Annotated in this window: 8 protein-coding genes and 1 tRNA gene; 3 read left to right on the top strand and 6 right to left on the bottom strand. The window is 38.3% G+C overall.

Annotated features, from left to right (window positions below; translation table 11 throughout):
• Nucleotides 1-2: 2 nt before the first annotated feature.
• From pth to SJY09_RS11575, 3 genes are all read right to left on the bottom strand, one after another.
• On the bottom strand, nucleotides 3-569 hold the full coding sequence (gene pth, locus SJY09_RS11585) for an aminoacyl-tRNA hydrolase (RefSeq protein WP_396635877.1): 567 nt from the start codon (nucleotides 567-569) through the stop codon (nucleotides 3-5).
• A 149-nt stretch (nucleotides 570-718) separates the two neighbouring features.
• The gene (locus SJY09_RS11580) at nucleotides 719-1,357 is read right to left on the bottom strand and encodes a 50S ribosomal protein L25/general stress protein Ctc (protein WP_396635876.1); all 639 of its coding nucleotides are present in this window, start codon (nucleotides 1,355-1,357) and stop codon (nucleotides 719-721) included.
• A gap of 46 nt (nucleotides 1,358-1,403) precedes the next feature.
• Complete coding sequence (locus SJY09_RS11575) at nucleotides 1,404-2,345, bottom strand: ribose-phosphate pyrophosphokinase (protein WP_396635875.1); 942 nt, start codon at nucleotides 2,343-2,345, stop codon at nucleotides 1,404-1,406.
• Between the two features lie 152 nt (nucleotides 2,346-2,497).
• On the opposite strand from SJY09_RS11575, the gene SJY09_RS11570 reads away from it, so the two are divergent.
• Nucleotides 2,498-2,577 (top strand) — tRNA-Leu (locus tag SJY09_RS11570).
• Nucleotides 2,578-2,614: 37 nt separating this feature from the next.
• Here SJY09_RS11570 and SJY09_RS11565 read toward each other — a convergent pair.
• Nucleotides 2,615-3,514 carry a hypothetical protein gene (locus SJY09_RS11565; protein ID WP_396635874.1) on the bottom strand — a complete coding sequence of 300 codons (900 nt, stop codon included), beginning with the start codon at nucleotides 3,512-3,514 and terminating at the stop codon, nucleotides 2,615-2,617.
• A gap of 208 nt (nucleotides 3,515-3,722) precedes the next feature.
• On the opposite strand from SJY09_RS11565, the gene dinB reads away from it, so the two are divergent.
• Nucleotides 3,723-4,937, top strand: a complete 1,215-nt coding sequence (gene dinB / locus SJY09_RS11560; protein WP_396635873.1) for a DNA polymerase IV — start codon at nucleotides 3,723-3,725, stop codon at nucleotides 4,935-4,937.
• A gap of 248 nt (nucleotides 4,938-5,185) precedes the next feature.
• Nucleotides 5,186-8,203: a DNA polymerase III subunit alpha gene (locus SJY09_RS11555; RefSeq protein ID WP_396638626.1), complete on the top strand. Its 3,018-nt coding sequence runs from the start codon at nucleotides 5,186-5,188 to the stop codon at nucleotides 8,201-8,203.
• 28 nt (nucleotides 8,204-8,231) lie between these two features.
• Here SJY09_RS11555 and SJY09_RS11550 read toward each other — a convergent pair whose 3' ends face one another.
• A complete protein-coding gene (locus SJY09_RS11550) occupies nucleotides 8,232-9,899 on the bottom strand; it encodes a sodium:solute symporter (RefSeq protein ID WP_396635872.1) in 1,668 nt (555 codons plus the stop codon).
• 134 nt (nucleotides 9,900-10,033) lie between these two features.
• Entirely contained in the window at nucleotides 10,034-12,685 is a 2,652-nt protein-coding gene (locus SJY09_RS11545; RefSeq protein ID WP_396635871.1) for a glycoside hydrolase family 3 C-terminal domain-containing protein, read from the bottom strand.
• Between the last annotated feature and the right edge of the window lie 22 nt (nucleotides 12,686-12,707).

The following is a 12,707-nucleotide window of genomic DNA, read 5'->3' as shown; positions in this document are numbered from 1 at the left end:
AATCAGGAACCGTTGAATTGGTTCATTGTTCTAGAAATACCGGATAAGACAAAGGAATCTATAAGTTCCTGAGATTTGTTTAAGCGTTCTTCCATAATAAGGTTTTCCTCCTCGTTCCATTTGCCTAAAACATATTCCACTTGTCTCCCTTTACCAAAGTCGGACCCTACACCAAATCTAAATCTATTGTACTTTGTGGTCTGTAAATATTCTTGTGTATCCTTTAATCCATTATGTCCTCCATCGCTGCCTTTGGTCTTAACTCTAATAGTACCGAACGGAAGATTAATATCATCCGTAATAACGAGTATATTTTCCAGGGGTATTTTCTCCTTATCCATCCAATATTTAATGGCTTTACCGCTCCGGTTCATATAGGTAGATGGTTTTAGACAAAGAATGCTTCTGCCTTTCAATTTATATATTCCTACGTCACCTAATTTTACGGTTTCAAAGGAGAATTCTTTTTTATTTGCAAGTTTATCCAATACCTTAAAACCAATATTGTGCCTTGTTTCGGCGTATTCATCGCCAATATTTCCAAGACCTACTATTAAAAACTTTTTCATACTGTCATTTTCTTCAAGGAGTATAGTATCACGACCGAATAGCGATAAGAAATATTTAAACATTGACTTTTATATGTTTGATGGCCTATAAAAATACGAAAGCATCCGCCATTAGACGGATGCTTTTAATCACTTTTGAAAAACGATTTTTATTCTTGAGCTGCTTCGGCTGCAGGAGCATCTGCTCCCTCTGCACCTTCAGCACCTTCTTCTCCTTCTTCTTCATCCTCATCAACAGCAATAGCGGCACGAGCAGTTTTAACTTGTACTACAACCGTGCTATCTGGGTGTAAGATGGTAAAATCGTCATTTAATAAACTAGCCACTGAGATATTTTGACCAATTTTTAATTTAGAGATATCAATATCAAAGAAATCCGGAAGTTTGTCCGGTAAGGCTTTAATGGCAAGTTTTCTTTTTCTGAACAAAAGACGACCACCGTTTCTAACCCCTGGAGAGTTCCCTTGAAGGCGAACAGGAATATTCATGGTTACCTCTTTGTCATCAAATAACTGGTAAAAATCAATGTGTAGGATTTTGTCCGTTACAGGATGGAATTGAATATCCTGCATAATTGCTCTTACCTGTCCTTCGCCTAAGTCAACCTTTACGGTATGTGCGGCGGCGGTGTACACTAAATCCCTGAAACTTAATTCAGGTGCTGAAAAATGTAGTGGTTTTTCCCCTCCGTATACTACGCAAGGAACCATTCCAGCATTACGTAGGGCTTTTGTTGCCTTTTTGCCCACGCTTTCTCTTTCTGATCCTTTAATTGTAATTGACTTCATTATATATATTAAAAATTAATAATTCAATTGGTAAACTTCTAGCATCCTACATCAAAAATTTAGAGGAGATAGAATTGTTATTATGTACTTTATGCATCACGTCAGCTACTAAATTTGCGCAGCTTATTGCCTTTACCTTATCACTCTTTATTTCTATCGGAATAGAATCTGTGATGATCAATTCTGTTAATTTAGATTTTTCTATTTTTTCATAGGCATTGCCAGATAACAAACCATGGGTGGTTATGGCTCTTACACTTATAGCTCCTCTTTCCATCATCAAATCTGCTGCTTTGGTCAATGTGCCAGCCGTGTCTACCATATCATCTACTAAGACTACATTTTTTCCTTGCACATCACCAATTAACTCCATGTGTGAAATAACATTGGCCTTTGCGCGCTGTTTGTAGCAAACAACAACATCACTTTCCAATGCTTTGGAGTATGCGTAAGCTCTTTTAGAACCTCCCATATCAGGTGATGCAATAGTTAGGTTGTCCAAACCTAAGTTTTTTAGATAGGGTAAAAACAATGTTGAAGCGAATAAATGATCCACAGGTTTCTCAAAAAACCCTTGAATTTGATCTGCGTGGAGATCCATGGTAATAATACGTGTTGCTCCGGCAGTTTCAAGCATTTTTGCTACTAATTTTGCAGCAATGGGAACTCTAGGTTTATCTTTTCTATCCTGACGCGCCCAACCAAAATAAGGCATAACCGCGGTGATATGTCTAGCGGATGCTCTTTTGGCGGCGTCTATCATCAGTAGCATCTCCATTAGGTTTTCAGGGCCCGGATGTGTAGAACCTATAATAAAGATTCGTGCACCTCTAATAGATTCCTCATAAGAGGGTTGAAACTCTCCGTCACTGTAGCGCGAAGTAATAACCTTGCCTAGTTCCATTCCATAGGCTTCAGCTATTTTTTTGCCAAGCACCATACTCTGGGTACACGCAAATATTTTAGGTTCTGGAACTTGGTATGGCATAGTCAATTTTTTTGTTCCTTTAAAACATGGAAGTACCTGTTTTCTAAGGAGGTGCAAATTTAAAAATTAATTTGAGTTGCTAAAGGATAAATGTTTATATTTTTGATTGTTAAACCAAAATATTTTTTAGTTTTGCAGTCCTATTTGGGAATGCTCGAGTGGCGGAACTGGTAGACGCGCTGGATTCAAAATCCAGTTCTTCGGAGTGCGGGTTCGATTCCCGCCTCGAGTACTTAAAGGGAAAAGCCGAGATGTATTTCTTGGCTTTTTTATTTCTTTACACTTATCATTACCGCTTCACAACTTTTTAAGTCTGAATTAAGGATAATGTTTTCAGATGTAGAACCATCCGTAATTTCTATGGATACCGTATTAGGAGGTGCATCGCCAAGATTGTGTGCGTACAGGAAAAGGTCATTAGATTTACTAGGGTCTAACTTTACTTTAAATTCTCTTTTCCAATACGTCAGATAGTGTTTGGATACAATAGAATTACCGTTTAAAAATATAGATACAATATCTCCGTCCTGTCTACCATGGTCCCAAATTTTAATACTAATGTTCTCATTAGCAAAAGTAAGTTCTTTGGTATAGGATATTTTTCGGCCATCAAATTCTTCTCTGATTTCTGGCTTAACCGTTTCTTTTGAAGTTTTAATTGCCGTTGGTGTACTTTGTGTTTTGGTTTTTGGTTGTTTTTTCGGTTTCTTTTTTCTTTTACTTCTTTTTTTCTTAGGAGCTACAGCGGCTTGTTTTGATAGTTCTCGTTCTTTTTTTCGGGCATCCGAAGCCGCATTTACGATGGAGAAAAATGGGGTTACAAATTTTGCAATATTGTATTTATCATCAGGGAATAATTCAATACCAACAACTTGATAACGATTACCGGATCCAATGTTTTTCGCCAGTGCTATCCCTTCCGTAAAACCACTATTTTTATAGGAACCTAGTTCCTGTACTACCATTTCGTCACGAACCAAAAAAAAGCGTGTAGATTTAGTAGTGTCTCTATGCTTAACATCCCACTCTAATTTTACTAATTCAGGAATAGACCATACTGTCCCTTGTGTAGGGTAATTGATAGTAATTTCGGATTTCCCCTCTTGAGAGAAACAAGAAAACAGGCTTAGAAATAAAAAACAAAAAGAAGCGATATGGGGGAGTTTCATAGTTTAAATACTTAAGAAAAAAAGCGCTAGCAAAAAGTTTGGCTTTTAAACTTAACAATAAGTTAATGGTTTAGTGTTTATGTAACGCTAATTGCCTCAAAATGTTGGGTATTAGTATTTAATTTGGAAAAACATATTTTATTTATTGGAAATAATCCATAAAATAGGAAATAATCCATAAATTAGTCATCCCTTTTTTAGGATACAAATGCAAAAAACCATCTTACATTTAGATTTAGACACATTCTTTGTCTCCGTAGAACGCAAACTAGACAGTCGTTTAGCAGGTAAGCCTATACTTGTAGGAGGCCTAAGTGACCGTGGTGTGGTAGCGGCCTGTAGTTATGAAACGCGAGGATTTGGGATTCACTCTGGGATGCCCATGAAAATGGCGAAAGAACTCTGTCCTGAGGCGATTAGAATTAAGGGTAATGCAGGAACCTATAGTACTCATTCTGATGTGGTCACCGAAATTATTAAAGAGTACGTGCCGCTATTTGAAAAATCCAGTATCGATGAGTTTTATGCAGACTTAACGGGGATGGATCGTTTTTTTGGATCATATAAATATGCATCAGAACTTCGACAGCGAATTATCAGAGAGGCGGGACTTCCTATTTCCTTTGGACTGTCTGTAAATAAAGTAGTTTCAAAAGTGGCTACAGGACAGGCCAAACCTAATAATCAATTAAAAATAGATTATGGATTGGAAAAACATTTTTTAGCACCGCTTTCCATTAAAAAAATTCCAATGGTAGGGGATAAGACCTATCAGACCCTTAGAAATCTTGGGTTACGGAAAGTAGGTACGGTACAAAAAATGCCTATGGATGTTATGCAGCGCGTATTGGGTAAGAACGGAGGAATCATTTGGAAGCGTGCCAACGGTATAGATCATAGTCCTGTTGTTCCGTTTTGTGAACGTAAATCTATTTCTAATGAACGCACCTTTGATAAGGATACCATTGATGTTGTGAAATTGAAAGGTCTCCTGATCGCAATGACGGAGAATTTGGCATACCAACTAAGACGTGGTGAAAAGTTGACGGCCTGCATTGCGGTTAAGATTAGATATTCCGATTTTAATACGTATTCGAAACAAATCCGTATTCCGTATACGAGTGCCGATCATATTCTGATTCCAAAAATTCTAGAGCTATTCAGAACATTATATAACAGGAGGTTGTTAGTGCGGTTAATAGGTATCCGATTTAGTCATTTGGTCAGTGGCAATTATCAAATTAATCTGTTTGAAGACACCGAAGAAGCCTTGAGTCTATATCAAGCAATGGACCATATCCGAAATAAATACGGGGATAAGAGTGTAGTACGTGCTTCGGCAATGGGTAAAAATACTATAGGTAGAATGCATAATCCGTTTGATGGCAGACCACCAGTGGTGCTGGCGCATAGGAAACAGTGAAATCCCTACAATTCCCAAAGGGTACGCTTATTCGGATGGTTAGTTGTTAGTTGTTGGTTTGTAATTGGGAGTAAAAAGTGGTTAATGACTAGTACAATGTATTCGGTAATAAATAATCGGTATGTAGTAAAAAAAGCTATGTAGATTGTTTAAAAAGGGAGTGGTCAAGAGCAGGCTTGAATTTGAGTTTGACTTTTGGATTTAAACTTTAAAATATAGTTTCTAACAACTAACAACTAACAACTAATATCTATTTAAATTGTCATACATATTATAGTCTTCGTTTTGGAACCTTTTCCGAAAAAGCACTGCTGCAATTGGCGCAAGATAATCAGGTGACACAACTGGTGCTAACGGATATTAATAATACTTCTGGCGGACTCAATTTTGTGAGGCTTGCACCGGAATATGGTATTAAGCCCCTATTGGGAATAGATTTCAGGAACGGGGTAAACCAACAATTTATAGGAATAGCTAAAAACAATGAAGGTTACCTGGAACTGAATAATTTTCTTTCAGAACATCTTCATGAGGGAAAAGTATTTTCTCCCCTAGCTCCAAAATTTGAAAATGCTTATGTAGTATATCCTTTTGAGCAGGTACTTCAAAACGATCAGAACGTATTTGCGCCGCATGAATTTATTGGGATATCAATTGCCAACCTTAGAAAGTTACCCTTTTCAAGATTATCAAAATTGAAAGATAAATTGGTGGTACAGCAGCCGGTCACATTTCGGAACAAGGCAGATTTTAATGCCCATAGATTGCTCCGAGCCATCGATAACAATATTTTGTTGAGTAAGTTGGAAAAGACCGAAGAAAGTGATGAGGAAAATAAAATGTTTCCTATTGAAAACTTAGCGGCCGCCTTTTCAGAATATCGTTTTATTTTAGAAAACACGGAAAGGATCATGAATTCCTGCACCATTCATTTTGATTTTTCTAAAGAAAGAAAACCTCAAAATCTTCAAAGTTATTGTGGTACTAAGGAAGAAGATGAAAAAATGATTGAAAGACTATGCCACGAGGGACTAGCCTACAGATATCCCGATGGGGGAGCGGGTATTATGGAACGCTTGGAAAAAGAGATGAAACTTATCAAGCGCATGGGTTTTGTTTCTTATTTTTTGATTAATTGGGATATTGTAACACATGCCAGAGCCCAAGGTTTTTTCTATGTGGGTAGGGGAAGTGGTGCTAATAGCATCGTTGCGTATCTTTTACGAATCACGGACGTGGACCCCATAGACCTGGATTTATATTTTGAACGCTTCATTAATCTATACCGGGCAAATCCGCCTGATTTTGATATTGATTTTTCGCATCGAGACCGCCCAATAATGACTCAATATATTTTTGACCGTTTTGAGAATGTTGCATTATTGGGCACCTACGTAACTTTTAAGGATAAAGGAGTTATCCGCGAATTAGGCAAGGTGTTTGGATTACCCAAAAATGAGATTGATGCGCTTTCCGAAGGTAAATATGATTTTTCAAAACTTGATGGGACAACATTATTGGTACTAAAATATGGTCGTTTGATCAAAGGCATGCCCAATTACCTAAGTATTCATGCCGGGGGTATTTTAATTAGCGAAAAACCCTTGCACTGGTTTTCGGCTACGAACCTACCACCCAAGGGCTTTCCTACAACGCAATACGATATGGTCATTGCCGAAGATGTAGGTCTCTTTAAGTTTGATATTCTAGGACAACGCGGGCTTTCTAAAATAAAGGAAGCTCTTGAAATTATTACTTACAATCAACTTGAAGTGTCCGCAGTTTTTGATATTCATGATGTCAAGAAATTTATAAAAGATCCGGTAATCAACAATCTCGTGAAGACGGCTCAATGCATGGGTTGTTTTTATGTAGAATCGCCGGCCATGCGAATGTTACTGAAGAAATTGGAAGTGGATAATTATTTGGGCCTGGTCGCGGCAAGTTCTATTATTCGTCCTGGGGTATCAAAAAGCGGTATGATGCGCGAATATATTTTAAGGCATAGGAATACGGGTAGGGCAGAGAAATTGGCACATCCGGTGATGTTGAATATTATGCCGGACACCTATGGCGTTATGGTCTATCAAGAAGATGTAATTAAGGTAGCGCATCTTTTTGCGGACCTTGATTTAGGAGAGGCCGATGTATTGCGGCGTGGTATGAGCGGAAAATTTCGCTCGCGAGCGGAGTTTCAAAAGGTAAAGGAAAATTTTTTTGAGAACTGTAGGAAGAAAGATTACGACCAAAAACTGATTACTGAAATCTGGGATCAGATTGCAAGTTTTGCAGGTTATGCTTTTGCAAAGGGGCATTCCGCTAGTTATGCGGTAGAGAGTTATCAAACACTGTTCTTAAGAGCGTATTATCCATTGGAATATATGGTTGCGGTGCTTAATAACGGGGGCGGATTTTATCGCGCTGAATTTTATGTGCACGAGGCTAGGATGTTAGGTGCCACTATTCATCCACCCTGTATCAATAAAAGTTTTGTGAAGAATGTAATTTATGGAAAGGATATTTTCTTGGGCTTTGGTTACCTCCATGAATTGGAAAACCGAGTGGCAGAACGTATTTTAAAAGAACGAACGGAGAATGGAAATTTTAGTTCTTTGGAAAGCTTTTTGGACCGGATCTTTATTACTGTTGACCAAATAAGTATTCTTATCCGTATTGATGCATTTCGGTTTACAGGAGTGAACAAACATAAGTTACTTTGGAAAGCCCATCTCTTTTTGAATAAGAACGCAAAGGTGGATCACCCAAAACTCTTCCCACCTAAACATCAAGATTTTGAGATTCCTCAATTACACACCACGGACCTTGAAATGGCCTTTACACAATTGGAACTCTTGGGATTCTGTCTTTGCAGTCCGTTTGAGTTACTGGAAGATGCTCCTAAAAACAATAGATGTGTTAAGGATTTACCACGGTTTTTAAATCATTATATTGATATTTATGGATATCTGGTAACGGTTAAGCATACGAGTACCAGTAAGGGAAAGCGAATGCACTTTGCTACGATGATAGATCAGCAGGGAAAAGTTTTCGATACGGTTCTTTTTCCACCTGTTGCTGCACAATATAGTTTTAGAGGTAAAGGTATTTATCGCTTTTATGGTAAAGTGGTCAGCGAATTCGGATTTTTGAGTATTGAGGTCATTAAAATGCAGAAACAAGATTATGTTCCCGATCCTAGGTATTCAGACATGAAAACTAGCGCAAAGGTGTTCAGCGCTAAAAAACACAAATTAATGAAAAACTAGAAATATCGTACGGAAGAAGAAAAAAAAATCAACCCGTAAAATACATGAGTATTCCTATGACAATAACCACTAATAAAACGGATAAGACTACATCAATAGTATCGTAGCTTTTCTTTGCTAATTGCTTATCCTCAGCACTCAATGTTCCAAAAGACAAGCCTTTTATGGTTTCATAGTTTGGTGCAGTGGTAGCCAATGACGTTCCTATACATAAGGCCACAGAAAAAATAAACATAAAAATTGCCATGTGCGCAAAGTTTATTGTTGCAAAGGTGTACATGAAACCAGATGCCAATTGTTCTCCTGTTTGTTTAAAATGTTCAATTGCTGGCTGGTAGTATATCTCACTACCCAGCCTAGCGATAAGAAGCCCTAATCCACTCATAAGGGTGGTAATGGCTGCAGTAGAATTCACCCTTTTCCAGATAATTCCTAGTAGAAAAACCGTTGTAACCGGTGGAGCAATATAGGATTGTACATTTTGGAGGTACTGGTACATAACGCCGCCTCCAATTTTTTCCATTATCGGAATCCATAAAATTCCAAGAACAACAATAACACCAGTTGCTACTTTACCTATCTTAAGCAACTGTTTTTCACTCTTTTGTGGCATTATCTTTTTATAGATGTCTATGGTGAAAATTGTAGAGCACGAATTAAAAACGGATGCTAATGAACTCATTAACGCAGCAATAAGTCCACCGGCGACCAATCCTTTTAAACCAACTGGTAATAAGGTCTTTACCAACATAGGGAAAGCACGGTCCGCTTTTTCTACGCTAAAAAGTTCAGGGTTTTGAATGGTCAATGCAAAAGCAATGATACCTGGAATAAGAAATATAAAAATGGGTAGTATTTTTAAGTATGCTCCAAAAATAGCACCTCTACGCCCAATCTTAATATTGTTGGCAGCTAAGGTACGCTGAACGATGTATTGGTCTGTACACCAATACCAAATACCTACAATTGTTCCTCCTATGAGTAATCCGGTCCACGGAAAATCGGGGTCGGTCATGGGTCGCCACATATTAAAATGTTGTGGACTTACTTCTTTTACAGTTTCGGTCATTGCGTTCCAGCCACCAATTTCTTGGAGCCCTAAAAAGGTGATAATCAATGATCCTAAGATTAAAATAATCGTTTGTAGGGTCTCTGTATAGATAACAGCTTTCATTCCCCCAACAATAGTATAGATACCAGTAAAGATTACGATGCCTATGGCGCCACCCCAAAAGGATACCCCTAACAATTCTGAAACAACAATACCACCGGCATATATAGTTACAGATACTTTAGTGATTACATATCCAACAAGTGAAAAAATGGATAAGAACCATCGCGAACGGCTATCAAATCTTTTCTCAAGGAATTCTGGCATCGTAAATGCACCACTGCGAATGTAAAAAGGAAGGAACAACCAACCTAAAAGCAATACTATCCAAGCGTGCAATTCGTAATGGGCCATGGGCGTACCTGACTCAAAACCTGTTCCGGCCAATCCTACAACGTGTTCAGAGCCAATATTGGATGCGAAAATAGATGCTCCGATAACAAACCATCCTACATTTCTACCTGCTAAAAAGTAGTCCTCTGTATCTTTGTTCTTTTGAAGGACTACCCACACAGCGACACCAACTAAGATCAGGAAATACAATCCTAAAACAATCCAATCACCAAATTCCATAACGGATTCCATACGCTCTCTAATTAATTATTATAATAAAATAACTCTCTTCTTTAGTTTTTAACCGCTGGTGCTTTAGTTACCAACAATTTTCATATCATCTTAATAATACCGCTTTTTCAATTTCAAAAGATAAAGGAAACCTCTTAAATCTTGACAGTACTCCCTGAAACATTTAATTCCTGAATTATAACCGAGCCCTCTTCGATTCGAGTTTTTGAAGGTTGTGCGCCGCCAATGGAAATGTTATAATTTCCTGGAATCATTACTTTTTCACCATCACTATTTACAGCACTCATCTGCTCTTTGTCAATAGTAAAGGTCAAGGTTTTCTTTTCTCCTGGAGCAAAAGAAACCCGTTCGAATGAGGCTAATGTTTTATGAGGATTAAATTCATCCGCGTTAGCATTGTGCACATATACTTGGACAACTTCCTCTCCTTGTAAATCCCCTATATTTTCTACATCAACCTTTACGGTGAGGTCATTGCCTGCTTCTAGGTTGTTCGGTATTTCAATGTTGCTGTATTGAAATTTGGTATAACTAAGACCGTAGCCAAACTCATATAATGGTTCTCCTTTAAAGTATCGATAGGTTTTACCCTTCATCTTATAGTCACTGAAAGCGGGAATATCATTAATATCTTTATAGAAAGTTACCGGTAATCTCCCCGAAGGATTATAATCTCCAAAAATAACATCGGCAATGGCCGTACCACCTGCTTGACCAGGATACCAAGCTTCTATAATAGCCGGTATGTTGTCGTTTTCCCAATTAATTGATAATGCGCTACCATTCAGCAAGACTAGAATTGTTGGCTTTCCTAGCGCCTTAATTTTTTTGATTAACTCCGATTGTGTTCTCGGCAGTTTAGTATGTACACGGTCTCCACCAGAAAAACCATCTACTTTAACTTTCATTTCTTCACCTTCTAACAGCGGACTTATCCCCATACAAAGGATAACGGCATCTGCGTCATTTGCAATAGCCAACGCTTCTGATTCTAAATTGTTATTCGGAGCTTCCCACAGTAGTCTCATTATAGAATGGTCCGTATTGTTCTGGACACACTCAAAACGTATCTTATACTTTTTACCCGCCTGTAACTTTACATATTCGTATATCTTTTTTGGATGATGTACGTCGTTTCTTTCCAACAGTAATTCGTCATCTAAAAATAATTTCATGGAAGAGAAAGCTTCTCCGCCAAGTGCGTAATTTCCAGTTTTATCTACGGAAAGTACTCCGGACCATTTAACGGAATAGGTGTCTGGATTCATGTCTTTGAACGGTGGCGTAGTTCTCCAGGTAAAGTCTACCGTTTTGTCCACACGTGTATGTGCCGGAGTGCCTTCAAAAGAAGTGTTGCCATAATATTCTCCTTTTAATCCATTTGTCTTTAAAGAGTTATCTGTAAATAAAACAGATTTTGGCATCGCTTCAAAAACTGGTAAACCTTCTGCCAATTTACACCCTATTGCATAGGAAACTTCAGCTCCGGGCAGTTTTTGCTTGATGCCCTCCAAAGGAGTAACTGGGTTTGTAGGGTATCCATTGTAATTACCTAATAGCACCTCTAAATCGTTAGCATTAGAACCGATGACAGCAATTTTTTTAATCTTATTTTTGTCTAAAGGGAGGAGTTTATTCTCATTTTTTAAGAGCACCATAGATTTACGTGCGGTTTCTAGTGCAGATTCTCTATGTTCTTCTGAATCTACTACACTATAGGGTATATCGGCATATTTTACCGTTCCTTCAGGGGCCAATAATCCTAATTTTAAGCGGGCAACCATTAATCTTTTTAAAGACACATCTAGTTCTGCTTCGCTTATCAAACCATCTTCAACTGCCTTTACCAAGGCTGGGTAAGAGCTTCCACAATTTAAATCTGTCCCCGCCTTAACCGCTACGGCTGATGCTTCTTTTGCGTCCGCGCTTATGTCATGCGCATTGTCATCATAAAAATCTCGAATAGCCCAACAATCGGACACAATGTAACCGTCAAAACCCCACTCGCTACGCAATAAATTGCTCAGTTCTTGATTTCCACAACAAGGTTGGCCGTTATAACTGTTGTAAGCACACATAATAGAGTAAACACCCGCTTCTTTTACTACTTTTTCAAAATGAGGACTATAGGTATTTAAAAAATCTTGAGGACTTGGAACGGCATTGAACCGATGCCTATCTGCTTCTGGCCCACTGTGTACCGCAAAATGCTTTGCAGTTGCTACGAGTTTTAGATAATTAGGGTCATCTCCTTGTAAACCTTTTATAAATTTAACGGCCATTTCTCCGGCCAAATAAGGGTCTTCGCCATAGGTTTCCATGCCGCGACCCCATCTTGGGTCACGAAAAATATTAATATTGGGGGTCCAATAGGTTAGTCCCTGATAGATTCCTCTTTTTCCACGAGATGCAAAGTCATGATGCTTAGCGCGAGCTTCATCAGAAATTATAGTCGAAATCTTAGACATGTTATCCGTGTCAAATGTAGCCGCTAATCCTATTGCTTGTGGATATACCGTTGCTTTACCAGCTCTGCCCACGCCGTGCAAACACTCGTTCCACCAATTGTATTCAGGAATATTTAATCGAGGAATGCCGGGAGACTCGTAATGCATTTGAGATACCTTTTCCTCTAAAGTCATTTGAGCAACTAGGTCTTTGGCCTGCTCCTCAAAATTGGGCTTTTCGTACGTTTGGTTTTCCGTGCTATTATTTTTGGATTCTGAACAACCTGCAAGAAATAGAAATAGGAACAGTACCCGCAGTATATACTTTAAATGGTTCATGAAATTAGATGGTTTAGATTTA

This window comes from Maribacter sp. R77961, from assembly GCF_044594925.1.
In the GTDB taxonomy this organism is placed as follows: domain Bacteria; phylum Bacteroidota; class Bacteroidia; order Flavobacteriales; family Flavobacteriaceae; genus Maribacter.
Note: the sequence above shows the minus strand (reverse complement) of the source record. Positions and strands in the feature narration are given on the sequence as shown.